Origin of the sequence: Williamwhitmania taraxaci, from assembly GCF_900096565.1 — a bacterium.
GTDB lineage: Bacteria > Bacteroidota > Bacteroidia > Bacteroidales > Williamwhitmaniaceae > Williamwhitmania > Williamwhitmania taraxaci.
This window is the reverse complement of record NZ_FMYP01000005.1, coordinates 50,754-75,536: the sequence shown is the minus strand read 5'-3', so window position 1 is coordinate 75,536 and position 24,783 is coordinate 50,754. Positions and strand designations below refer to the sequence as shown.

Below are 24,783 nucleotides of genomic sequence, written 5' to 3'. Positions count from 1 at the left end.
TCTTTAAATTACAACTTCTAAACTTCCGATATACGACTTAAGAAAAACCCGAGCGCGATAAATATATACCTTTACCTGAGATTCGTTCAATCCCGTAATTTCGCCAATCTCCTCATAAGAGTATCCTTCATAGTCACGAAGTAGCAATACATTTTTTTGTATTTCGGGCAGTTGCTCTACTGCTCGGTGCAACAATTCATTTAAGTCGGAATATTGCTCGCTATGCGAAAAAGAGACTGGCTTAACTTCATCAAAAGAGCCAATTCGCTTATCGCGACGAATTTGATCGATCATAGTATGGTAAGCAATGCTGAAGAGGTAGGATTTTGATTTTTCATAACTAACCTCACTCCGCTTAATCCATAACTTTTCGTACGAATCTTGTACAATATCTTTTGCTTTATCCACATCCCTAATACTTTTAAGGATAAAGCGATAAACATTGTCCGAATGCGCATTGACGCAATAATTATATTCTTCAGCGGTCATTTACAACAATTACTCCTTTATGACGATATCGTCAATGTAAAGTTACAGCAAAAACAAAAATATATTTTTGTTCCCTTTCTACAATTCACATAACTTTGCGCATATCTAATAAAACGCAGCAAAAAAAGTTAATAAACCAGAATAACCTTTAATATAGTTCATTAGATACGATCACGAACACAAGGGAAAAAGTGTAATGACCAATTCCCGTTGACAATAAAGAAAACCCCATACAGATGAAAAAAATTATTATTCTTTTCGCCATTTCAGCAATGGCAATTTCGTGCAGCAAAGCACCACAGCAAGAGTCGCTGACTATGTGCGACACGACCCAAAACCATTTAGTAATGCCAGTTGCTTGGTATCAGGTTTCGGGCGAAATGGAGGCACTATACCTTCAAGCATTTAACTTTGCCCAAATGCGCTTAGGTGAGTTTGCGAAAAAAGAAAAAGGGAAATTGGCAGTGGTCGTAGATATCGACGAAACGATGCTCAACAATAGCCCTATTGAGGCCGAAGCGATCTTAAAAAACAGAGCCTTTTCTAAGGAGTTTTGGGCCGAATGGTCCGCCAAATCTGCAGCAGAGGCAACTCCAGGGTCCATTGAATTTGCCAACTATGCTAAATCCATTGGTGTTGAAATTTTCTATATTTCGAATCGTGATTCGTCCGAAATTGGAAGCACCATCGCCAACTTGATAAAAGTAGGATTCCCTTATGCCGATTCGTCCCACTGTCTTTTTAAAACCACCTCCAGCAATAAGGAACCACGTCGGATTGAAGTTGGAAAAACGCATAAAATCATTATGCTTATTGGTGACAACCTTGGCGATCTTGCCGAAGTGTTCGACCACCGCCAAGACAACTATGGAAAGAATGCCGTGGATAGCTTACGAAGTCAATTTGGAAAGAGGTTTATCGTGCTACCAAACCCGATGTATGGCGATTGGGAAAGAGCAATATATAGAGGCCAAAAACTATCGGCCTGTCAGAAAGATAGTGCTCGAAAAAGCATCCTAAAAGGATTCTAAAAAAAAGGCCTCTTTACGAGGTCTTTTTTAATTCTTCAAGAGCGAATCAATTTTATCGATTATACTTGAAAGTCCAATTGGTTTAGTAAATAATGCATTAAAACCCGAATTGCTTATCTTCTCCGACTCTTCGGCATCGGCAAAAGCAGTTTGGCAGATTACCGGAATTTCACCGTTTAGTATTCTAATTTCCTCCGTTGCCTTATATCCATCCATCACAGGCATTCGTAAATCCATTAGAACGATGTCGATATCCGGATTATCCCTAAACATGTTTACAGCTTGAAAACCATTCCTGGCCCAGTGAATGGTTGCTTTGGTATTTTTTAGTGCCGATTTAAGAAGGTAATAATTCTCCTCCAAATCGTCGGCAATTAAAATTTGCTTTCCTAGCCACTCGGGGTAAACAGAACAATGGTGTTCCTTTTCAACAGTATATTTCGAATTTGCAATAAGAAGTGGAATCGAGAAATAGAAAGAAGAACCACTCCCCATAGACGATTTAAACCAAATATCGCCACCCATACAGGTAAGTATTTTTTTTGTTAATGGCAGTCCAACCCCAAGTCCTCCATTCTCATTAGTTCGCGAGGCACCAGGAGTGAATGGTTTGAAAAGAGTAGATTGCCTCTCTTCGGGAATACCAACGCCTGAATCTACAACATAAAATAGTAGTGTATTGGGGTCGCTGAGCGTATAACCAAACTCCACAAAGCCGTTGGTTGTATGCATTAAGGCGTTGGTTAACAAGTTCTCGATAACCTGCTTTAGCCTAAATCCATCCGTTAAGATGGTAAGCCCCGATTCTGCAAGTTCCTTTCGAATCGAAAGTTTAACGGAGTTAGAAACTAGCCCTTGTTCAAAAACCTCACAGAACAGCGACTCCATCAGTTCATTTAGGTTGCATGGGCGAGTTAACACTTTAAACTGCTCCGTTTCAAACTTAGAAATATCTATGGTATTCTCGATAATTCGCAAGAGTTGACTGCTGTTTTGGTTAATTATCTTCACCAAGCGCAAGCGCTCTTCGGACGAAATATCATCAGAGGTGGCTAAAAGATTATTGAAACCAACAATGGCATTTAACGGTGTTCGTATTTCATGGGAGATATTTGACAGGAAAGCCATTTTTAACTTGTCTGACTCCTCGGCCTTCTCCTTAGATTTATGTAATGCCCTCTCGTACTCCTTTCGGAACGACACATCTTCATAAAGAATGAGGATGTGACGAATATTTTCATGACGATCCCTAACAGGCGAAATTGCAGCACTTATCCAAATTTCCTCACCAGATTTCTTAGCACAGAGCAACTCCCCCTTCCAGGTATTCCCACCGAGCACTGTCGGAAATATTTCATTGTTAATCAACCTTTCATGGCCAGGAAAAACACATGTAGAGATATGCATACCCAAAGATTCGCCTGACGAATAACCAGCGATTTCGGAAAATGCAGGATTTGTTTGCTCAACGGTACCAGAGGTATTGGTTATAACCATCGACAATGGGGATGCATTTATGGCCTTCGACATTATGCGGAGTTTCTTCTCGGCATCCACCTTGGACGTGGTATCAATCATGATTCCACCAATCCGTTCGCTACCATCCACCGCATTAAATTTAAACTTTTGAGTGAGAAATGTCCGTTCATTTCCGAAACGATCAATGAGTTTCTCCTCAACCGAAAGTGAGCCTTCCACCAAAACCGACTCGTCCTCGCAACGCCACCTCTGACGCATTTTTTCCGATACGTAGAGGCCCATCTTTTCCCCAAGAGCAATTCTACCAAACAGGTTGTTCATGGCGTCATTTTGGTAGATCATGGTTTGGTCAACCGATTTAATGAAAACGCCGATGTTAAGATTGTTAAAAAAAGTATTCTGTTGTTCTTCAGTTCTTACCAAGGCGTTCTCCATCACCATCTTTTCAGTGACATCCTTTACCTCCTCAATAACCCCAATCAACTCATCGTTTGAACCGAAGAAAGGCACTAAAACATGAATACACTTGATCATGTTCCTTTGAGCGTTTACCTTTATCTCCTCAAACTCGACACGTTTTACCCCACTTTTTATCCTTTCAATTGAACAATCCGCGGTATGGCAATGCTTACATCCGAAAAAATCGAAGCACATCTTTCCTTCAACGGCATCGCGTGGATAACCAGAAATAGAGCAAAAGGAATCATTTACACGAATCACATTAAAGTTTAAGTCGATAATCCTAATACCGTTGGCAGTTGAATTAAATATTTGCTGCAACTCAGTATTGGTATCAATTATCTCCTTTGAGCGCTCACTGACCTTTTTTTCAAGATTATTTTGTAAATCATCAATAACCTTCAGAGGCATATGGAAAAGTACCCTTAATAAGAGGAATAGAAGTAGCAGAAATCCAAGGGAAAGTAGAATTGATCCAAGTAAATAAGATTGAAAACCTGTTACCATATCGGTGACATCCACAGCGGCAAAAACTTCGCTGGAACAGTTCTTTGAACGCAAATTTAGTCTGCCAAATTGAAATATTGTATAGTATTGATTGTTAAATGAAATAGTTTTATTATTAAAACCATTACTTAAACTTAAGGCCTTACTAAAAAGCGAATCATCACCATACGTCAGCAGAAACTTTGTTCTTGAAGTATTAATGGATTCCTTATTGGCGAACAAGAAAGCCTTCTCCTTGTCAATTGTAACGATATTACAGATTCTAAAATTCAAGGAATCCCCCAGCATTTGAGCATAATCGTCGTCGCGAATGCCCAACTGGATATAACCCACTAATGTTTTGAGATAAAAAACAGGACTTGCAATAAAATGAAAAAGCCCTCCGTTGCCTAAATCATAACCCGTTATCTGATCGCCATGAGGAAGGAAAGAGCTATGCATTTCATTCGAGTTCATTTTCAATTCGAGCGAATCGTTGAACCCGACAATTAAATGGCCATTTATCCCGTAGAGACCTAAAAATATCCTCTCTTTTCCGACGCCGTTTAGCCTAGAGAAAACGGGCTGAGACATTAAAAACAATTCCTCTGAATTGCCGTTTTTTAAGGCTTTCGCCAAAGATTGGTTTAGCGCTAATGCCTCGACTTCTCGATCAAAAGTAGATCGGGTCAATTTTGTTCTGTTGTAGATATCCGACTTTGCTCGCTCAATCGTATGGTTAACAACCCAATTCCGATAATGGCTTCGGGTGCTAACACTGTTAAAAACGAAAATTCCGACAACAACAATAAAAAAAGCCATTACGGCAATTGTAGCCTTCCGTTCAAACGAACGATCGACCCTGAAAACCAGTCTTTTCAAGACTAAAATTTTGATTGGGTGTGATAATAAAAGTTCTCAATATCGCATCTAAAGATGAATTATGCAAGAAGCACGTTATCCATCTTCACATCAAAAACATCAATTGGCACGGCATCAACGAATTGAAAATTGAAACAAACTCCAATTTTGTAAAAGGATGCATTCGATAGTAGCTTATCATAATAACCCTTCCCCCGCCCCATTCGGTTATTCTCTTTATCGAAAGCAATCCCAGGAATGACGGCAAAATCTATCTCTGCAATATCAACAAGCCGTCCTTCGCGTGGCTCCAAAATGCCAAAACTTTGACCCGGCATTAATTCTTCTTTTATGGTGAATTCGCGTAACTCCAAATCATTGCCCTTTACAATAGGGAGCACGATCATCTTCTCGTTAATCCATTTTTGGATAAATTCCTTCGTTTGTACCTCATCGCCCATTGCCATGTAGGCAAATACACACTTCGCGTTAATAAACTCTGGCAACTGTTCCACTTGATTAAAAATCGCTTCCGATTTTAAGACCCTTTCATTAGGAGAAAGAAAATCTTTTTGTTGCCGTATAAGTTTTCGAAGTTCCTTTTTTTGTGCGGCGATTTCAATACTACTAGCCATCATTATAAGATTAATTATTGAAGGAGATTCCAAAGAAAACATTAAAAAACAATTCGTTATTGCGGGTATTTCCAAACCGCAGCGTTGTGGAAATTGGAAAAGCATTTCGAAATAAATGGTAATCGAACCCAAAATCAACACCATATGAGTAAAGATACTCAAAATGGGTTTCTCGCCTCTTTTGGGTCATATTATAAACTACGTAGCCATCTTTTGCCCAATCACCAAAAAAGTTCGCTCGAATACGTTTTAAGTATAAAACACTAGGCAGCGCAAGGTCTGGGTAAAATAGTGGAAAAGCATAATCGGCGGAGAGAGCCAGCAGTTGCTCTGTAGAAAACTGGAGGTACCCCCGCGGAAGTGGAATAGTTGAACTTAAATAGTACTTCTTTACCTCTTGTTTCTGCACACCCATGGATAGCATTAAACTGTGATTGGCAGCAAACCCAGGTGTCATCTGCTTAAGTTGCAAGGATAGTATGCTCCCCATATTCTCCGATTCAAAAGGAGAATAGCGGAATCGAAGATCGATAAATTTCCCCCAAGGAGCACGAATGTCGCGTTTTGCCATGGGAGTGTGTGAATAGTAAACTACCCGAGAAGTGATAAAGGTATAATTCCGGGCATAGGAGGAATCGGTGCGGAAGTAGAGGTAATCGTTTGAGTAGGAAATGGACACTGAGGGAACAATACTTCGCAGAAACCGATTACGAGTAAGATTGTAAGGAAGTGAAACGCTCCCCGCTATTTCTAGCCTGTCGGCTTCAACCATAGGATAATATTTTGCATTTCCATCTCGATACACCATTGTTAGCTCGCCGTAATCAGCCGAAAGGCTAAAAACAGGAAACCACTCCTCGTATATAAATCGTGCATGGTAAGCAGGCTTATTATCGGTTACAGATACTCCCAGAACAGCCGTTGTTGTTGACAGAATATTTTGGGAAACGAACGTCAAGCCAGGTTTAAACTCTGGACTGATGGCATTTATTTGTAGTGGATCATAAAAAAATGGCGCCCAACTATGAATGCGAAAAAGATGAAGACCCTTTCTATATTTTTCAATAGTGAATGAATGATTGTCTACGCTCAATTGTGTGTCAGGATTAACCGACCTAGATTCAATCACCAGCTCAAATGGATTTCGATATCCTAACAGTCCATTTATTTCGTTGAATTGGCAAGTATCCATCGAGGCTAACGACAAGCGATATCCATTTGGTGTATAGCAAGAAAAGGCAAGCAAATTCCCATTAGGTGATATGCTTGGATTCTCACAGCCAAACTTTGAGGATGTAATTCTATATAATTTTTTACTAACGGTATCTATCCCAAATATATTATTTACCTGACTGTTATATGAAGAAAATAAAACATACTTACCCCAATAGACTGGTGTTGAAAAATCGATTGCGGATTTTGCAATCAAGGCAACCTCCGACCCTGTTTTCAGGTCATAAACACATAATGACTTTCCGGTGCTATCTACTTTCGTATAGGCAACGACTGAATCGGTGCCGCCCCAGCAAGGCGTTTGCAAAGCCACACCCAAAGGAAACGATATTCGTGTCGCTTCTTTTGCATTAATTAGATTGAAAAAAACTAGGAATTGTGCCCCATCGGGAGCAACACCTACCGACACTAACCGATTATTTGAATGACTGATGGAAGGTGAAAACAACTGTAAATCACATCTCAAGACACGCTCCCGCCTCGTTGTCAGATCTAATATCTTAATTTTTGAAATTCCCTGCTGTCCCCAACGGAAGTTTGGCAAATACTCATTCCAAACGACGTAATTCCCCCCACCGCCTATTGGGTCATATACAGAATTAGGCTTATAAAGAGTTTCACCATGGTTGTGGAGTTCTGTTTTCACAAATCTCGGGCTCAACTTTACTCCGGTTCGGTATGTTACCAGAGTAGTATCGTCTAAAAAAACAGGATACCTATCATCGAAATAGCTCGTATTGTCTTGGCCCAAAATTATTTTCCCCTCACAAATCGGTTCCTCCGAACCTTGGCGCCAAGCGGAATCGAGGAAACTAAAAGTCTGGTAAAAAAGTTTTTCTCTGGAAACGCCAGCAAACTTCTTCAAAGCAAAATAAAACGGTACTAAGGTGTAGGGCTTGCGCGAGGTATAATCCATAACTTCTCCCCACAGATTCTTTCCATACTTTAATTCACCATAGGCTACCAGTTTATAACCAAGCTCATAATGATTGGGGATATAATCCTTATACGATCCCATCAGCCATTTATCATAGCTATACTTCTTCCCCGACAACATTGCTGTACGGTGACCCTGCTCAAACGAAGGTAGGCGACCACGTCCCGAGCGGGAGAATTTTGTTTCGGACAAGACAGCATCACCTTCAAGAAACCAAGGAGGAGCCAATGCCGCAGCAGCACCCCATCCCTGCTCTCCTAAAACCCAAGAACCAACACGAACAGCATTGTGATTTAGCTGCTCCATTTGCACAACATGTCGATACTCGTGAATGGCCAGTTGTGCTAGCCACTCCTGTGGGTAGTTGTCTTGGGGTGGAATGGCGTAGATTTCCATCCGGCGAGGAGCGAGTGTAACAAATCCATTCGATTGAGGATGCCATGGATGAAGAACCACGGTAATCGGCTTACGAATATTGGTAGCATTAGAATCTACTGCCGCATTTAGAAAAGAGGCAAATCGAAGCGCTTGAAACATATTGTTCTCAGGAAAAATCACCCTGTACTTATCGCTCGATACCTGCTTCCATCGTATAGATGAGGACTCCTGCCCATGCGAAAAAAATTGAGCAGGCGCGTCGCGAGGCACAGAAAGAATAGCCAGTAAAATAAGTGCAGCGATCCACTTCATGCCTATCCTCCGGCCTGTTTTACTTTATACCCAGCAGCCTTTAAAAGATCAACAAGTTTTTGTCGAAAATCTCCCTGAATTAGAATTTCCCCATCTTTGGCAGAACCGCCAACGCCACATTTCGACTTGAGTGTTTTCGCTAACTCCTTTAGATCATCCTCCGACCCAACAAATCCGGTAACCAAAGTCACCTTCTTGCCGCCACGCTGTTTTTTATCGAGCATCACGCGTAGGTCTTGTTTGCCGGGGAGGAGTGTTTCCGCCGACGACTCTTGATTTTGGGTAAATTGAAAGTCGGGGTTTGTGGAGTAAACAATATTCAGACGATCTTTCCAGTTTTTATCTCCCATAAATTTACTTTTTGCAAATGTAGAAAATTCTGAGGTTGCTTAATAAAAGTTAAAATAAGAGGCAAAGAAAATAAAATGATAAAAAAACACTATTTTCGCTAACTAGTTTCGAAATACTACAAAAATGAGACAATTTAAGCTTGCCAACATTATTGTTGGGTGGGTTATATTTGCTATTGCAAGCATTACCTACCTTCTAACAATCGAACCCACAACCAGCTACTGGGATTGTGGAGAGTTCATTGCTACAGCATTTAAACTGGAGGTGGGACACCCTCCCGGAGCGCCGCTATTTATGATTCTCGGAAGAGTGGCCTCTCTGTTTGCTCCCGACCCAACCCTAGTTCCGGCCATGATAAATTCCATGTCGGCACTGGCAAGCGGATTTACCATTCTATTCCTCTTTTGGACAATTACGCACCTTGCAAGAAAAATTGTTCTAAAAGGCGATGAGGAACCAACTTTATGGCAACTAGTTTCCATAATTGGCTCTGGTGTGGTAGGCGCATTGGCATTTACTTTTTCCGACTCATTTTGGTTTTCGGCAGTAGAGGCGGAGGTTTACGCTCTTTCGTCACTTTTCACAGCTATTGCATTCTGGGCTATCCTAAAGTGGGAAAACGAAGCGGATCAACCGCGAGCAAATCGCTGGATAATTTTTATTGCCTACATGATGGGGCTTTCAATTGGTGTTCACCTTTTGAACTTGCTCACGATTCCGGCACTCGTTTTTGTCTATTATTTTAAAAAATTCAAAATTTCCCCTTGGGGAATCGTGGGAGCGGCATCCCTTTCGGTAGTCATTCTAGGCGGAATCCTTTATGGCATTATTCCGTGGGTTGTAAAAATAGCCGCCGGATTTGACCTTTTCTTCGTTAACTCACTCGGCCTTCCTTTTAATTTTGGAGCAATTTTCTATGCAATACTTCTAATTAGCCTTTTGATTTGGGGCGTATACTACACCCATAAAAAAGGAAAAGTTATTGCAAACACCATCGTGTTGGCCATTTCGGTAATTATTATTGGTTACTCTTCTTTTGCAATGATCGTTATCCGATCTTCGGCAAATCCACCTATCGACGAAGGCAGCCCAGATAACGTATACTCGCTTCTTCACTACCTCAATAGGGAACAATATGGAGACAGACCTCTTTTTAAGGGACAATTCTACAATGCTCCAGCCATTAATTCAGAGGAAAGAACATCCTACATTCCAATAAACGGCAAATACGTGGAGTCTTACCTTGGCTCCGACTATACCTTCGATCCAAGGTTCACAACTATTTTCCCTAGAATGTACAGTTCCCAAAAAGAACATGTACAGGAATATATTTCTTGGGCAAATATAACCGGGACACCCATCTCGGTTGATAATGGAGAGAAAGCACAAACGGTATACCGCCCAACCTTTGGTGAAAACCTCACCTTCTTTTTAAGGTATCAGGTGGACTTTATGTATTTCCGCTACTTTATGTGGAATTTTGCCGGCCGCCAAAACGATATTCAAAGCAGCGGTGAACCCAACAATGGAAATTGGATTTCGGGCATAAACGCCATTGATTCCTATAGACTTGGACCTCAGGAGAACTTGCCTGAATCCATGAAAAACTCAAAAAGTCGCAACGTCTACTACTTACTTCCATTATTATTAGGGTTTATAGGCCTCTACTTCCAGTTCAAAAAAACAAAGAACGATTTCGGAGTAGTTATGATGCTGTTTATCCTCACCGGACTTGCCATTGTGATTTATCTCAATCAAACTCCATTGCAGCCGCGAGAGCGTGACTATGCATACACGGGTTCATTTTATGCATTTGCTATTTGGATTGGATTAGGGGTCCTTGGAATTGCCGAATTAATTGGGAAAATTCTTAAGAATCGCGCAGTGGCGGTTACCAGTTCTATCATAATATGTATGCTGGCGGTACCAACAGTAATGGCCTTTCAAAACTGGGACGATCACGATCGTTCGAATCGCTACACTGCCCATGACTTTGCAGCCAACTATCTAAATTCCTGTGCGCCGAATGCCATCTTATTCACCAACGGCGATAACGATACATTTCCGCTGTGGTATGCCCAGGAGGTGGAAGGGATTAGAACAGATGTGCGTATTGTCAACCTTAGTTTGTTGGGTACCGATTGGTATATCGGTCAAATGAAAAGACAACTCTACTACACGCAACCTGGTCCACCCGACAAAAGTTCAATTAATCCGGAGATGAATCAAAAGCAACTTTTCGAATCCAAAGCGGTACCGTTTAGCCTGCCATTCGAGAAGTATGTTCAAGGAACCAATGAAATGATTCCTGTTATAGAAAAGGTTAAAGGTTTCTTCGACGTAAAAGACATTGTTGGTTTCATTGCATCAAAAGATGAGGCGACTAAAGTTCAAACTCGTTCTGGAGAAGTTCTTGACTATATTCCTACACGAAACTTGGCCATAAAGGTTGATGTAGATAAGGTAATCAAAAACGGAACAGTTCGTCCGGAAGATCGTGATTTGGTCGATTCAATATTGTCCTTCACCCTTCCTGAAAAGAAGGATTACCTAAACAAACCGGAGATGATGGTGCTTGATATGTTAGCACACTTCAACTGGGATCGGCCAATCTACTTTGTATCACCAGCTAGTGATGTGGATCTGGGGCTGCAACAATACCTGCAACTCGATGGGTTTGCTTATAGGCTTGTGCCTATCCGAACCAAGCCAGCCGATTTTATGTCAGTAGGTAGGATTGATACCGACACCCTATACAACAAGTATATGAACAAATTTACTTGGGGTGGACTTGGAAATCCTAAAACATACATCGACTACAACAATGTTCGCACAGTTCAGGTTGTGCGCCTAAGGAAGAACTTTAGCCGACTGGCCGATGCGCTTTCAGCACAAGGGAAATACGACTCTGCGAGAGTTGTTATGACACGCTGCATAGAAATAACGCCAAACTACCAGATTCCTTACGAGATATATACTCTCGATAACATTCGAAGCATGTATTTGGCAAAAGATCCAAAATCAGCAAACACGATAACCAAAGAATTCGCGAAGATTGCTTCTGATAATCTTGCCTATATTATGACTCTCTCTCCGAGGTATAAAAATCTATACGATTATCAAGTGCAACTGAACTTGCACTACTATACCGAAATGAGTAGAATGGCTCGCGAGTTTGGCCAAACTGAATTGGCAGACAAGCTCGAAAAAGAATTTCAAAGTAGATTTTCGAGTTATATGCAATAAAAAAAAGTCGGCTTTCGCCGACTTTTTTTTATTTTTATCTGTTAATACTGAAAATAGTTTAAATTTGGTGGTAAATTAATGTGAATTAATATCCAAAGGATATCATTATGGAAAAAACTTTACTCCGGATTGTAATTCCATGGGATTTTACTCCAGTGGCCGAAAATGCACTTAAGTACGCCTTGTCCACTTGTAAGGCCAGAGAAAATTATCGCATCGACTTAGTTCATGTTTTATCCACAGGAGGAATGTTCGCTAAGGACAAACTTACCAAAGAAGAGGCAGAAGTAGAACTTAGTAAAGAAATCTCCCGCATTTCACACGAGTACGGAAGTGTTGTGTTTGGTAAAGCACTGGAAGGATCCATTTTCAACACAATTGCTGAGTATGCCGACGAAAGCCGTGCCGACTTTGTATTTATGGGTACTCATGGAATAAAGGGTGTGCAAAAATTGACAGGTAGTTGGGCGCTCAAAGTTATTGCGGGATCGAATGTTCCGTTTATTGTTGTACAAGACGAACCGCCAGTTGGCAAAAAAAATGTGTTTGAACACATTATAGTTCCCGTTGACTACCGCGCTGAAAGCAAGGAGTTGGTAATTAAAGCAGTGAAAACAGCGATTCACTTCGACTCTACGATTCACCTTTTCAAGCAGAATGCCAACGATCAGGGAGTGCTGAAAAAAATTAACTCCAATATGCTTTTTGCAAAGAACCAGATGGAGGAGTATAAAATTCCTTTTGAACAGCACTTTGCGAAAAAGACTAGTGGATTTGGCAACGATATTGTAAAACTTGCCGAAGACGTTTCTGCCGATTTAATATTGGTTATGACCACAAAAAACATAGACATTAGCGACTACATTTTTGGCGCTCAAGAACAGTTTATTATCGCAAACGAAGCGAAATTTCCTGTCTTATGCTTCAACCCAAGCATGGTGCGCTAATTTCACACGAATACAAAAAGGCATTACCGAGGTAATGCCTTTTTTTTATTCTAACCGCCGAAGTTGAAGTTCAAACTCACGTTGGATCTCCTTTAACCGTTCAAGAGTGCAGGTGGATTCAAAAACACGAACAGCATCAACGATACCATGCTTCCTGTGAAAAACAGCAAGAGCCGCATCAAAATTATTATTAACCATGTTGTTCCTAACGATCCTTGCAAGTTTCACGAATACATCGATTGATAACTCTTGCGAAATCTCTACATAACGCTCATACTTCTCATCTAAATCTTGGTATATTCCTTTTGATATCTCCTCTAATGAGAAATACTTAAAAATGGTGATTGTGGCTGCAGCAGAAATTTTTCGATATTTCCTAAACGAGATACCCTCGTCGTTATAGTGCCTCATCAATTCTGGAATAAGGCTGAAATTTTTCAAGTATTTTATCCGAATGCCATGATAAACATCTGAATAAATGGTGAGTTGACACGGTGTTGCATCAAAACACTGGTCGAAGCGTTGTCGAATAATTGCGCTCTTTCGAAGCAAGATCTCCTTACCAATCCGTTCCTTTGTGATAAAAAACAGAGTTCTTGGTTTCTCAGCATCTGCATCAAACTGGCTATGATATCCAGGATAAGGTTGACTATTTTCAATTACAAGCCAATCTGAAACCTGAATGCTATCTACATCCTCGACCTTAGTTAGGGTGCCAATTGTCTCTAATAATAGTTTTGTATCCATAGCAGTAATTTTGGAAAAGATACAAGAAGTATTGATTCAAGTCAAGAAAAACACGATTATTCCTCAAAATTAACTTCCAATGCCTCGATTTTCAACTGCACAGCATTTTCAGCCATATCACTGGTAGTCGTATTAAGATAGTGTAGCTTGGTGGGATTTCGTCTTTCCAACGAAAAGGAATAACTTTTATCGTAATAGTGAAGGGTCAGCTCTGCGACTATATGTAATTCGCCAGCCTCGATAGCCTCGACACAAGCCGTAACGGCATCGCCCCCCAACCGCTTCTCAATTTTATGGATGCAGCCCAACAACTGCTCCTTCGAAAATAAGCCATACTCATGTACTAACCTTTCCACGCGAATTTCTTTAGGAACGCGCATTAGCAAAACAGGAGATAGAATCATTCGCTTGAAAAAAGAATTTGGGATAAAAACAGAGCCAATGCTCACGCTTTCATCCTCAATCCAGATTGGGCGGTGTGGATCCAGTTTGCTGAGTTCCTCAAAAAGCAAGTTCTCAAACATTTCTGTGGAGGGTTGGGGGTTTTGACCCAATGCACCAAATGCCGATCCTTTGTGATTCGCCAATCCCTCCAAATCGACAACCTGTTCTCCTAGCCTCTTTAAGTGATGCAGCACCTCCGTTTTTCCGCTCCCGGTAGCTCCACTAAGCACATATAGCCGCCACGGCATTTCAAACCAATCTTGGCATAGTTTTCGGTAGGCTTTGTATCCGCCCCGAAGGGTGGCCACATTAAACCCAGCTGTATCCATCAGCCAAGCCATACTGGCACTTCTCATGCCACCTCTCCAGCAATGGATTATCATATCCGATCCATTGGCCAACTTTCTGGCTTTTTTTACGAACTTGTGTAACTTTGGTCCCACAAGTTGCAGACCAAGTTCCACTGCAATATCGTGTCCTTGGCGAGTATAGGTTGTTCCTACCAATGCCCGTTCCTCATCCGTAAAAAGAGGAAGGTTAATTGCATCTAGAATATGCGCCTTTGCATATTCGCCTGGAGATCTAACGTCCAGAACAACCTTCGTGGTGCGTTGCTCCAAAAACTCACTGGGCGAAAGAGAGGAAAAACTCATCGCTTAATCTTTTAAAAATCCACCAAGCAAGCTCGACGACTCCTTACCCGAATTGCTGCCGTATGGTGCAATTGCTTGGATTAATTTGCGAATAGGCATCGATTGCAACCAAACCCTTCCTGTTCCCGAAAGGGTAGCGAGAAAAATACCTTCACCGCCAAAAACCATACTCCTTAAACTTCCACTAGTCTCAACAGAAAAATCGATTCCCGGCTGAAATGCAACAACACAACCTGTATCGATTCGAATCTTTTCATTATTCAATTGGCGCTCGATGAGCGTTCCACCTGCATGGACAAAGGCAAGTCCATCTCCCTCTAACTTTTGGAGGACAAACCCTTCACCACCGACTAAACCGACACCTATGCGCCGATTAAACGTCATGGAAACTTTTGTTCCCATGGCTGCACATAAAAATCCATCCTTTTGAACGATAATCTGTCCCCCCATCTCTGCAAGGTTGAATGGAACTATTGAACCGGGATAAGGTGCAGAAAAAGCAACTTTTCGTTTTCCATGCCCATGGTTCGTAAAATGAGTCATGAACAAAGACTCACCTGTTAATACTCGAGAGCCAGCCGAAAGTAGTTTTCCCATAAATCCTTGCGAAGGTTCAGAGCCATCTCCAAGCTTGGTTTCAAAAGTAATGCCATCGTCCATATACATCATTGCTCCTGCCTCGGCAATAACAGTCTCCATGGGATCCAGTTCTACCTCTACCAGCTGTAAATCGTTTCCTACTATTCGGTAATCGATTTCGTGCGATTTCATATGCATTTTTGGTTAAAATGGATTACGATACTTTTCTTCACTATCGGCCAGAATGCTCAGGTAACTATTATAGCGTGTTTCACCAATGTAGCCTTTCTCTGCTGCCTTGATAACCGAACAGCCCGGTTCGTGCACATGGGTGCAATTGTCGAACTTGCAGCCATTAGCAAACTTAAAAATATCCGGAAAATAGTGCGACAAATCGTTTTGATTAATATCAACCAATCCAAAACCCTTGATTCCCGGAGTATCGATTATAAAACCACCGAATGCCACTTCAACCATTTCATAAAAAGTAGTAGTATGCTTTCCCTTAAGGTGGTATAACGATATAGACCCAGTCTTTAACTTCACATTACTGTCGATACAGTTAATAAGCGTTGATTTTCCCACACCACTATTTCCAGAAAAAACAGTTATCTTATTTTTAATCTTTTCCTTTATATAATCGATCCCAATATTCTTTTTTGCTGATGTTTCTATCACCTCATAACCGGCATGTTCGTAAATCGATCGATAATAATCGGCCAACTCCTTAAGTTCTCCATCGAAAAGATCGATTTTGTTAAGAATTATGGAAGTAGGGATCCTATATGCCTCACTGGTTACCAAAAACCTATCAATGAACTCGAGCGGTGTCTTCGGAAATTCGGGAGTAACCACTAAAAAAGCTTGATCGAGGTTGGCGGCAAGAATATGTGACTCCCGCGAAAGGTTAGAAGATTTCCGAATAATGTAATTCTTGCGGTCATGTACCGCTGTAATTACCCCAATTTCATCCTCTAAAGCATAGCTCACGCGATCGCCTACGGCAATTGGATTTGTTGATTTCACCCCCTTTAGCCGCAATTTTCCACGAACAGTGCATCGGATATGGTCGCCCGAACTCGACCGTACCTCGTACCAACTTCCGGTACTTTTCATCACTAAGCCGTCGAAAACTTCCTTCTCCATAACAACACTTCCTAAATTGTAAATTCAAAACACAAACAATTACTAGTATTAAAACTTCATGGTTTTAATTCTAAAACAACTTAAAACCACCGCCTATTACTTCAACTACTTCACGAACAACAATACTCTAAATAATTAGTCCTCCGAAGAGACTAACTTATACAAACGGTCGGCTCGTCTTACCGGGCTACCAACCTTTACAGAGAAAACTGTTCCTTTACCAGCGGAAGAGATAGGTCCATTACCATCATGAATCTCTTCGGCAACGCCTTCGACCACTCCGGAAGTTGGACCAATAATAATATACTCATCACCGATCGAAATCTCACCAGCTTCCAACAGAAGTTCTGCAACGCCAAGTTTTGAAAAATAGTTTACCACACGAGCCAGGTAAACTTTACGTTTGGTGGCCTTTGATCCGTAAACGGTGCTCCATTCTCCAATTTTTTGACCCAAATAGTATCCATCCCAGAAACCCCGATTAAAGACCGCACCAAGTCGCTTCATCCAATCGTCGATTTTTTCAGGTCTATAGGTACCATCAGCAACAGCAGCAATGGCCTCACGGTAGCACGAGATAACTGTCTTTACATAGTCGGCCGAACGTGCTCGCCCCTCAATTTTAAAAACGGTAACACCCGCAGCAATCATCTTGTCAAGAAATCCAATTGTACATAGATCTTTTGGCGACATGATATACTCATTCTCCACATCGAGCTGGTAACCGGTCTCCTTCTCCGTTACGGTATAACCTTTTCGGCACGTTTGCTGGCATGCCCCACGATTAGCAGAGTGATTATTCTCATGCAAACTCATATAGCACTTGCCCGAAATAGCCATGCATAGCGCTCCATGCGCAAACATCTCAATTTTAATAGGCTTTCCAGCGGGTCCAACAATTTTTTGAAGCGCAATTTGTCGCGAGATCTCAGCAACCTGATTCATGTTTAGTTCTCGAGCCAAAACAACAACATCGGCCCAGCCAGAATAAAACTTGAGCGATTCTGTATTACTGATACTTAACTGGGTAGAAATATGCACCTCTATACCTTTTTCGCGAGCATACACTATGGCTGCCTGATCGCTTGCAATAATGGCAGAAACCCCAGCAACAGCTGCCGCATCAATAACTTGTTTTAAAAGGACTAATTCCGGCTCATAAACAATGGTATTAACGGTCAGATACGACAACAAACCATTCTCACGACAGATAGAAACTATCTCCCCAAGTTCATCAAGGGTAAAGTTGTTGGCCGACCTTGACCGCATATTGAGCACGTCAACACCAAAATAAACAGCATTTGCACCACCCTGAATGGCAGCGTATAAACTCTCACGGTTTCCAACAGGAGCCATTAGCTCAATATCGTTTCTTTGAAATAGCATGTAGATAATTTAACGGGGCAAAAATACTCATTTAAAGGTATTTTCATTACAGAATCCAACCGATGTTATAAAAGCCTAAAAACAAGCCACCGCGAAGTGTCGGGTAATATTGCTCGCTAGCACACAAACCCAACGGTTAGTTCAACAATGACCAATATGGACTGAAAACATAACGCTTACAAACAAATATTACGCCAATGAAAATGGACTTAGAAAAGAAATACACAACTAACGCATCATACTGCCATTGAAAACAAAAAAGAAAATAATTACGGGAAAATTTTGGCGATAAATTCTAGAAATGCAACTCACAAATTCAACGGAAACCTCTAAGCGAGAACTCCTTCACGTTAAAAAGCATAAACCGAAAACGGTACAATTGAGGGTAAGGGAAAGCAAGGTTACCTTAAATTCAGAAAGTTCATTACACTTTCATGATTTCTTTTGAATCTATAATTATTTGGTGATATGGTATATCCTGCATGCATTTAAAGTGTTTCTTTGGACATGAATCAAATCCTATTTTAGAACATGGTCGGCACGAAAGCGGAATAACCTCGAATATTTTGCTTCGACTTCCTGGCATGTAGGGATACATTCCAAAATTAGGTGTTGTATTTCCCCACACAGAGAATATGTCGCGCTTGTATGCTGAGGCAATATGCATAAGACCTGTATCGGAAGAGATAACCAGCTTAGCCTTTTGAATTACTGCCGCACTCTCGAGAAGCGAGAGTTTTCCACAGGCATTAAATACGTGGAGGCCTGATTTTTTTGCAATAAAATTTCCTTGATCACTCTCTTCTGGTCCGCCCAGAATTACAATTGGGAATATCAGTTTCTTAGACAGTTCAATAACACGTTCGGTAGGAATTCTCTTTGTATAATGCTTTGCCCCTATAACGAGAGCAATATAGGGCTCATTAAAAAAATTTGGCAGTTTTTCTGTGGGGAAAACATCCTCCTCAGGAAGAAAGAAATCCAAGCCACTCGCATCATTTTTCAAATCCAGCTTCGCCAAAGTCTTAAAATATCGATCCACGATATGAATATCGGGCATAACATTCCATTTCAGCCTAACCAGAAGCCATTTTGCAAAATTAAGCTTCGGAAAACTATACGCTTTTACTCCAAACAGCCTAAGTTTAATGATTAGCGATCGTAAATTGTGATGCAGATCGATGATATAATCAAATTTCTCCTGTTTCAATGATGTAACCAGCGCTGAGAGGGTGCCATCCAACAAGTGTATTTTATCGATATAGGGACTATACCGAATAATGTCATAAAAACCCTTTTTTGTTACGTAATGAACCTCTGCATCGGGGTATCGTGTTTTTATAGCGCGCACGATAGGTGTAGTCAGCACTATATCGCCTATAGAGCTAAAGCGAATGATCAGAAATTTAGCCATAAATTCTACTTTGGAAGTCTACTGAAAAACAGGGTAAGTGCAAGCCACATCTCTTTACTTTCGGGTTTACTTGACCAGAAAGTAGAGGCCCCGTGCGTGCCGCTATACTTGCCTGGATCAGCAACGATAATATTTTTGATTGGAATATTTGAGACCAATTTTTTAATATCGGGCATCTCAAGTTTCGAGCCACAAACAAAAACGGATTTTTTGGGAAGATTGATTCGATTCTTTACAAATGAGGTGTCGCCAAAGTATTCTCCTGGAGAACAAGCGATAACACCGCCAACCTTAACCGATTCAGAGGCCACTAATAAGCAAAGAGAAGCGCTATAACTTGAACCAAAAAGAATGACAGGTTTCTTAACTAAAGCCCGAGCATAATCGATGGAGGCAAGAATATCGGGAATAGCATCAATATAGTTTACAGAATAATCTTGTTCGTTTGCCTTTTTAGCAGTTTCGTTTACTATAAAGTTCACCTCTTTACCCGAACGTAAATCAACAGCAAGACAACTATAACCCAAGTTAATAAGCCTAGGTGCAATTTCATTATATTCTCCTCGGCTATAACCCGCTTGATGTAGCAGTATAATGAATGGAGAATCGGGTTTTCCTAAGTATAGATCGGCCGTAACTTGCAAACCATCAACAGCCTTGTAGGTAACTCTTTGCTGTCCAAAGCTGGTAATGAATGTCAACCACATTGCAAATACTACTAGGAAGAACTTCATAGTTATATCTTTACAACCTTATCACCACATATAGTAACCCGATTGTCCTTAACTTCTACGTAACCTGAATCAACGTCAAAAATTAAAAACTCATCCTTAAGGGTAATTTTAACCACACCACCTTCTAGTGAAGATATGATTGGTGCATGGTTATCGAGAACCGAAAAAGAACCTTTCTCTCCCGGCAATCGGACCATTATACACTCCCCTGAAAAATATACTTTATCGGGTGAAATTAGTTCTACAAACATTTACTACAGGTATTAACCACGTAATTTTTTACCCTTTTCTATGGCCTCTTCAATGGTTCCCACAAACGAGAATGCATTCTCAGGAAGATCATCAACTTCACCATCCATAATCATATTGAATCCGCGGATAGTATCTTCGATGGTTACCAAAACACCCTTTATCCCAGAATAGGCTTCGGCGACGTGAAATGGCTGAGAGAGGAAACGTTGAACACGTCGTGCTCTTTGAACAACCAGTTTATCCTCGTCGGAAAGTTCTTCCATACCAAGAATGGCAATAATATCCTGAAGTTCTTTGTAGCGCTGAAGTAACCGCTTAACGCGTTGCGCTGTTTCGTAGTGCAACTCGCCCACAATTTCAGGAGAAAGAATTCGTGAAGTAGAATCGAGCGGATCAACCGCAGGATAAATACCTTGTTCGGAAATCTTTCTATTTAGTACCGTGGTTGCATCCAAGTGGCTAAATGTGGTAGAAGGCGCTGGGTCGGTAAGGTCATCCGCCGGAACGTAAACCGCTTGAACTGAAGTGATAGAACCATGCTTTGTCGAGGTGATACGCTCTTGCATTGTACCCATTTCGGTAGCAAGTGTTGGTTGATATCCTACAGCAGAAGGCATACGACCCAGAAGCGCCGAAACTTCAGAACCAGCTTGAGTAAATCGAAAAATATTATCGATAAAGAATAAAATATCTTTTCCACCACCACTTCCATCACCGTCGCGATAAGCTTCAGCAACAGTGAGTCCTGATAAAGCAACGGTTGCACGTGCTCCTGGTGGTTCATTCATCTGGCCAAACACAAGTGTGGCCTGAGATTTTGCCAACTCTTCGTGGTCGATTTTAGAAAGATCCCAACCACCAGCCTCCATGCTTTTCTTGAACTCCTCGCCATAACGAATAACGCCCGACTCTATCATTTCACGAAGCAGGTCGTTTCCTTCGCGAGTACGCTCACCAACTCCAGCAAATACCGAAATACCTGCATGCTTCTTGGCAATATTGTTGATAAGTTCCATGATGAGTACGGTTTTTCCTACTCCGGCTCCACCAAAAAGGCCAATCTTGCCACCTTTGGGATAGGGCTCCAAAAGGTCAATAACCTTAATACCGGTAAACAATATCTCGTTTTTTGTAGAAAGATCTTTATATAATGGCGGTTCACGATGAATTGGTCGTGTATCTTTTTTGCTTAATACCCCAATACCGTCAATGGCCTCTCCAATAACGTTTAGGAGCCGGCCCTTTACTTGTTCGCCAATAGGCATACTTATGGCAACACCTAACGCAACAGCTTGAAGCCCTCGCTTTAGTCCATCGGTAGAGTCCATCGCAATGGTCCTGATCGTGCTCTCCCCGAGGTGTTGCTGACACTCAACAACTAAAACAGTACCGTCTTCACGAGTAATTTCAAGTGCTTCGTGAATATTTGGTAATTCATTTGCTCCGTGAGCAAAGGTTATATCAACAACAGGTCCAATAACCTGTGAAACCTTACCTGCTTTTTTCTCCATACCGAAAACTATCCATTATGGGAAATAAATCCCTCCTTGCAAATGTAAAACAAAAAAACAACCGATAATTCTAAAAACAACAAAATTAACTGTTGCGACTCATCATTTTTATAGCCAATTGCTCTATTTCGACTAGCCGCTCTATTGGTTGATTTACGCAGCGCAAATACTTAAAAGCCCTAGCGAAATAGTCTTCCACGATTAACTCGGTAGCTTCTCTAACCTTAAGATCGTTGTATATTGCTATAATTCCTTGTATTTTACGATCAGGGTCTGCGGTTCCCATATTTAAATAGCCGTTTAGCAACTCCAGCTGATTTCCTTGAGCCCTTTTTAGAGCAGTTATCAAAAGGTATGTCTTTTTATTCGCCACAATATCGCCACCAATTTTTTTCCCAAATTTTGAAATATCTCCAAAGGAATCGAGTAAATCGTCTTGCAGTTGGAATGCAATTCCTAGATTTCGGGCAAACCGATCCATATTCGCTTGATCAGGTTCGCTGGCGCCACCACATATTGCGCCTATTTTGGTACAGCCGGAAAGCAGCGCAGCAGTCTTTAGCTCAACCATTCTCAAATACTCTTCTTCTGTAACGAAGTTCGACCTTTCAAAATTCATGTCCATCTGTTGACCTTGGCATACCTCCAAGGCTACCTGATTAAAAACAGCAAGAATTTGTACAACTTTATCCTTGTCAGATTTCTGTAGCATTTCGTAAGCAACCACCATCAATGCATCGCCCGAAAGAATGGCCGTGTTCGAGTCCCATTTTTTATGAACGGTTTCGAGATTTCTTCGAACATCGGCGTTATCCATAATATCGTCGTGGATGAGCGTAAAGTTATGGAATAACTCAAGTGCAATTGCTGGGGCAACCGCCGATTGAATATTATCGCAAAATACATTGCACGACATCAACGTTATTATAGGTCTTATCCTCTTCCCACCAGCCGAAAGGAAATAACGCAAGGGAGCAAAAAGTTCGTTGGGTTCTCGGTTTAATTCAACCTCAATGAGTCCCTTCTCCGCAATTGATTGCAAATCTTCTGAAGAATACATCCTAAATCTCTATTAACGTGAAAGACCAATCATTGTTTTCTATATATCGGAAACGTAACTAGTGTTTCCCCTTATATTTGTAGGATTCAATAATTATACGGCTTAATTGCTATGACCGAAGACAAAAAATCCGCTCAAGAGAAATCATAGAGTACAAAGAAACGAAAAACATAAAGATGATTGTATTAAAACCAGTAAAAACACCTTTATGAACTAGAACATAGGTCTAGCAAGGGTATTTTTTCTATTTTTGACCCAAAATTCCTTAGACAAAACAGATGAGCGATGTAATTCTAGGCACGTTAACCCTTTTAGGTTCGCTGGGTCTATTCCTCTATGGCATGAAGCTGATGAGTGAATCCCTTCAAAAAGTGGCCGGGGACAAAATGCGTTCGATTTTGGCCGCAATGACTAAAAATAAGGCCACAAGAATTTTGACTGGAGCCCTAGTTACAGGAATAATTCAATCCTCATCGGCAACAACGGTGATGGTCGTTAGTTTTGTTAACGCAGGGTTAATGAACCTAACACAATCGGTGGGAGTAATTATGGGCGCCAACATCGGAACCACCATTACCGCTTGGATTATTTCACTACTAGGTTTTAAGGTCGACATGGCCACACTCGCACTTCCACTTATTGGAATAAGTTTCCCGCTTCTCTTCTCCAAGAATCATAACTTTAAAGCTACTGGTGAATTAATTGCAGGTTTTGCATTACTCTTTATTGGTCTCGACTTTCTTAAAGATTCAGTTCCCTCTATTGATAGTAACCCCGCAGTTCTCTCATTTATAAAAGATTTCTCGAATCTCGGATTTCTCTCGCTGCTAATTTTTGTGGGAATTGGATCCGTTCTTACAGTTATTATCCAGTCCTCGAGCGCTACGGTAGCTGTAACGCTAGTCATGTGCGCAAACGGATGGATTTCGTTCGAAAATGCAGCAGCAATGATCCTCGGAGAGAATATTGGAACGACCATTACCGCAAACTTAGCGGCTATGGTGGCTAACGTTTCGGCCCGGCGTGCTGCACGAGCCCACACAATTTTTAACGTGATGGGTGTTCTTTGGATGATGATAGTATTTAAGCCATTTGTGCTAATGGTTGAATACATAATGCTTAAGATGGGGCAGCCATCACCCTTCATTGCTGTTGGTTCAATTCCGGTAGCATTATCACTCTTCCATAGTCTATTTAATATCACCAACACTCTCGTATTAATGAATTTTACGGGACTAATTGTCAAGATTGTCACCAAAATGGTACCAGCAAAAGAGGAAGAGGAAGAAAACTATCGGCTTAAGCACATCGAATTTGGACTTCTTTCTACATCGGAGTTATCTCTACTCCAGGCAAAGAAAGAAATAATCACCTACGCAACGCGAACAAAGAGGATGTTTTATTTCGTAAAAGAACTATTCAACGAAACAAACAATAAAGTATTTGAACAAAATTTTGAGCGAATTCGGAAATACGAAGATATTAGCGACAGAGTAGAACAAGAAATAGCCACCTATCTAACCCAGGTTGCCGAAGGTGATTTGAGTGAAGAAGGATCCAAACGCGTTCATGCCATGCTAAAAGTTATTAGCAATATTGAGAGTATTGCCGATTGCTGCTATAATTTGGCCAAGACCTTGGAACGAAAAAAACAAAACAGCATATGGTTTCAACAAGAACTCAGGGATAACATCAACAAAATGTTCGACCTAGTAGATGAGGCATTGGACACCATGATTGAGAATATTGAAATAGGCTATGGTAAAATTGCCTTAAACCAAGCTAAAGAGATCGAGGAAAGGATTAACAACCTTAGGAATGCCCTCCGCGAGGAGCACATAAAGAATGTGGAGAGCAGTAAGTATAAATACCTCGCTGGAGTAATCTATAGCGACCTGTTTTGTGAGGCGGAGAAACTTGGCGATTATACGATAGACATATCCGAGGATATTTTCGAGATTAAACCTATTCCCTACGAGAAGGCCCTGAGTGGTAAGTTTACTAATTAAAAAA

At 41.1% G+C, this 24,783-nt stretch carries 19 protein-coding genes; 4 read left to right on the top strand and 15 right to left on the bottom strand.

What is annotated here, in order from left to right; translation table 11 throughout:
* Window positions 1-3: 3 nt before the first annotated feature.
* Window positions 4-489 (bottom strand): RNA polymerase sigma factor, encoded by a 486-nt coding sequence (locus BLS65_RS02425; protein ID WP_092435293.1) that lies wholly within the window; start codon window positions 487-489, stop codon window positions 4-6.
* Window positions 490-725: 236 nt separating this feature from the next.
* On the opposite strand from BLS65_RS02425, the gene BLS65_RS02420 reads away from it, so the two are divergent.
* Window positions 726-1,520: a 5'-nucleotidase, lipoprotein e(P4) family gene (locus BLS65_RS02420; protein WP_092435290.1), complete on the top strand. Its 795-nt coding sequence runs from the start codon at window positions 726-728 to the stop codon at window positions 1,518-1,520.
* A gap of 27 nt (window positions 1,521-1,547) precedes the next feature.
* Here BLS65_RS02420 and BLS65_RS02415 read toward each other — a convergent pair whose 3' ends face one another.
* Genes BLS65_RS02415 through BLS65_RS02400 form a run of 4 tightly spaced genes read right to left on the bottom strand, consistent with a single transcriptional unit; the run spans window position 1,548 to window position 8,650 of the window.
* The gene (locus tag BLS65_RS02415; RefSeq protein ID WP_125869741.1) at window positions 1,548-4,826 is read right to left on the bottom strand and encodes a hybrid sensor histidine kinase/response regulator; all 3,279 of its coding nucleotides are present in this window, start codon (window positions 4,824-4,826) and stop codon (window positions 1,548-1,550) included.
* A 59-nt stretch (window positions 4,827-4,885) separates the two neighbouring features.
* Window positions 4,886-5,443, bottom strand: coding sequence for a 5-formyltetrahydrofolate cyclo-ligase (locus BLS65_RS02410; protein ID WP_244500655.1), 558 nt, complete (start codon window positions 5,441-5,443; stop codon window positions 4,886-4,888).
* Window positions 5,444-5,450: 7 nt separating this feature from the next.
* The gene (locus tag BLS65_RS02405; RefSeq protein WP_092435285.1) at window positions 5,451-8,300 is read right to left on the bottom strand and encodes a TolB family protein; all 2,850 of its coding nucleotides are present in this window, start codon (window positions 8,298-8,300) and stop codon (window positions 5,451-5,453) included.
* 2 nt (window positions 8,301-8,302) lie between these two features.
* Window positions 8,303-8,650 carry a translation initiation factor gene (locus BLS65_RS02400; protein ID WP_092435283.1) on the bottom strand — a complete coding sequence of 116 codons (348 nt, stop codon included), beginning with the start codon at window positions 8,648-8,650 and terminating at the stop codon, window positions 8,303-8,305.
* 124 nt (window positions 8,651-8,774) lie between these two features.
* Between BLS65_RS02400 and BLS65_RS02395 the strand changes: the two genes are divergently transcribed.
* Window positions 8,775-11,897 (top strand): glycosyltransferase family 117 protein, encoded by a 3,123-nt coding sequence (locus BLS65_RS02395; RefSeq protein WP_092435280.1) that lies wholly within the window; start codon window positions 8,775-8,777, stop codon window positions 11,895-11,897.
* A gap of 107 nt (window positions 11,898-12,004) precedes the next feature.
* The gene (locus BLS65_RS02390) at window positions 12,005-12,844 is read left to right on the top strand and encodes a universal stress protein (RefSeq protein WP_092435278.1); all 840 of its coding nucleotides are present in this window, start codon (window positions 12,005-12,007) and stop codon (window positions 12,842-12,844) included.
* A gap of 45 nt (window positions 12,845-12,889) precedes the next feature.
* Here BLS65_RS02390 and BLS65_RS02385 read toward each other — a convergent pair whose 3' ends face one another.
* From BLS65_RS02385 to BLS65_RS02340, 10 genes are all read right to left on the bottom strand, one after another.
* Window positions 12,890-13,591 (bottom strand): hypothetical protein, encoded by a 702-nt coding sequence (locus BLS65_RS02385; protein WP_092435275.1) that lies wholly within the window; start codon window positions 13,589-13,591, stop codon window positions 12,890-12,892.
* Window positions 13,592-13,647: 56 nt separating this feature from the next.
* Window positions 13,648-14,688 carry a tRNA 2-selenouridine(34) synthase MnmH gene (mnmH, locus tag BLS65_RS02380; RefSeq protein ID WP_092435272.1) on the bottom strand — a complete coding sequence of 347 codons (1,041 nt, stop codon included), beginning with the start codon at window positions 14,686-14,688 and terminating at the stop codon, window positions 13,648-13,650.
* A 3-nt stretch (window positions 14,689-14,691) separates the two neighbouring features.
* Entirely contained in the window at window positions 14,692-15,459 is a 768-nt protein-coding gene (locus tag BLS65_RS02375; protein WP_092435270.1) for a TIGR00266 family protein, read from the bottom strand.
* 12 nt (window positions 15,460-15,471) lie between these two features.
* Window positions 15,472-16,413, bottom strand: coding sequence for a ribosome small subunit-dependent GTPase A (gene rsgA, locus BLS65_RS02370; protein ID WP_092435267.1), 942 nt, complete (start codon window positions 16,411-16,413; stop codon window positions 15,472-15,474).
* Between the two features lie 135 nt (window positions 16,414-16,548).
* Entirely contained in the window at window positions 16,549-17,799 is a 1,251-nt protein-coding gene (locus BLS65_RS02365; protein ID WP_092435264.1) for a peptidase U32 family protein, read from the bottom strand.
* Between the two features lie 424 nt (window positions 17,800-18,223).
* Window positions 18,224-19,213: a glycosyltransferase family 9 protein gene (locus tag BLS65_RS02360; RefSeq protein WP_092435261.1), complete on the bottom strand. Its 990-nt coding sequence runs from the start codon at window positions 19,211-19,213 to the stop codon at window positions 18,224-18,226.
* A gap of 5 nt (window positions 19,214-19,218) precedes the next feature.
* Window positions 19,219-19,947: an alpha/beta hydrolase family protein gene (locus tag BLS65_RS02355; RefSeq protein ID WP_092435258.1), complete on the bottom strand. Its 729-nt coding sequence runs from the start codon at window positions 19,945-19,947 to the stop codon at window positions 19,219-19,221.
* A 2-nt stretch (window positions 19,948-19,949) separates the two neighbouring features.
* Window positions 19,950-20,198: an ATP synthase F1 subunit epsilon gene (atpC, locus tag BLS65_RS02350; RefSeq protein WP_092435256.1), complete on the bottom strand. Its 249-nt coding sequence runs from the start codon at window positions 20,196-20,198 to the stop codon at window positions 19,950-19,952.
* Between the two features lie 12 nt (window positions 20,199-20,210).
* On the bottom strand, window positions 20,211-21,710 hold the full coding sequence (atpD, locus tag BLS65_RS02345) for a F0F1 ATP synthase subunit beta (RefSeq protein ID WP_092435253.1): 1,500 nt from the start codon (window positions 21,708-21,710) through the stop codon (window positions 20,211-20,213).
* A gap of 85 nt (window positions 21,711-21,795) precedes the next feature.
* Window positions 21,796-22,770 carry a polyprenyl synthetase family protein gene (locus BLS65_RS02340; RefSeq protein WP_092435250.1) on the bottom strand — a complete coding sequence of 325 codons (975 nt, stop codon included), beginning with the start codon at window positions 22,768-22,770 and terminating at the stop codon, window positions 21,796-21,798.
* 278 nt (window positions 22,771-23,048) lie between these two features.
* On the opposite strand from BLS65_RS02340, the gene BLS65_RS02335 reads away from it, so the two are divergent.
* Window positions 23,049-24,779, top strand: coding sequence for a Na/Pi cotransporter family protein (locus BLS65_RS02335; RefSeq protein WP_092435247.1), 1,731 nt, complete (start codon window positions 23,049-23,051; stop codon window positions 24,777-24,779).
* Window positions 24,780-24,783: the final 4 nt, after the last annotated feature.

Bases quoted from the DNA above. Each gene is read 5' to 3' on its own strand.
- BLS65_RS02425 (WP_092435293.1), bottom strand. From the start codon at position 489: ATGACCGCTGAAGAATATAATTATTGCGTCAATGCGCATTCGGACAAT.
- BLS65_RS02420 (WP_092435290.1), top strand. From the start codon at position 726: ATGAAAAAAATTATTATTCTTTTCGCCATTTCAGCAATGGCAATTTCG.
- BLS65_RS02410 (WP_244500655.1), bottom strand. From the start codon at position 5,443: ATGATGGCTAGTAGTATTGAAATCGCCGCACAAAAAAAGGAACTTCGA.
- BLS65_RS02405 (WP_092435285.1), bottom strand. From the start codon at position 8,300: ATGAAGTGGATCGCTGCACTTATTTTACTGGCTATTCTTTCTGTGCCT.
- BLS65_RS02400 (WP_092435283.1), bottom strand. From the start codon at position 8,650: ATGGGAGATAAAAACTGGAAAGATCGTCTGAATATTGTTTACTCCACA.
- BLS65_RS02395 (WP_092435280.1), top strand. From the start codon at position 8,775: ATGAGACAATTTAAGCTTGCCAACATTATTGTTGGGTGGGTTATATTT.
- BLS65_RS02390 (WP_092435278.1), top strand. From the start codon at position 12,005: ATGGAAAAAACTTTACTCCGGATTGTAATTCCATGGGATTTTACTCCA.
- BLS65_RS02385 (WP_092435275.1), bottom strand. From the start codon at position 13,591: ATGGATACAAAACTATTATTAGAGACAATTGGCACCCTAACTAAGGTC.
- mnmH (WP_092435272.1), bottom strand. From the start codon at position 14,688: ATGAGTTTTTCCTCTCTTTCGCCCAGTGAGTTTTTGGAGCAACGCACC.
- BLS65_RS02375 (WP_092435270.1), bottom strand. From the start codon at position 15,459: ATGAAATCGCACGAAATCGATTACCGAATAGTAGGAAACGATTTACAG.
- rsgA (WP_092435267.1), bottom strand. From the start codon at position 16,413: ATGGAGAAGGAAGTTTTCGACGGCTTAGTGATGAAAAGTACCGGAAGT.
- BLS65_RS02365 (WP_092435264.1), bottom strand. From the start codon at position 17,799: ATGCTATTTCAAAGAAACGATATTGAGCTAATGGCTCCTGTTGGAAAC.
- BLS65_RS02360 (WP_092435261.1), bottom strand. From the start codon at position 19,213: ATGGCTAAATTTCTGATCATTCGCTTTAGCTCTATAGGCGATATAGTG.
- BLS65_RS02355 (WP_092435258.1), bottom strand. From the start codon at position 19,947: ATGAAGTTCTTCCTAGTAGTATTTGCAATGTGGTTGACATTCATTACC.
- atpC (WP_092435256.1), bottom strand. From the start codon at position 20,198: ATGTTTGTAGAACTAATTTCACCCGATAAAGTATATTTTTCAGGGGAG.
- atpD (WP_092435253.1), bottom strand. From the start codon at position 21,710: ATGGAGAAAAAAGCAGGTAAGGTTTCACAGGTTATTGGACCTGTTGTT.
- BLS65_RS02340 (WP_092435250.1), bottom strand. From the start codon at position 22,770: ATGTATTCTTCAGAAGATTTGCAATCAATTGCGGAGAAGGGACTCATT.
- BLS65_RS02335 (WP_092435247.1), top strand. From the start codon at position 23,049: ATGAGCGATGTAATTCTAGGCACGTTAACCCTTTTAGGTTCGCTGGGT.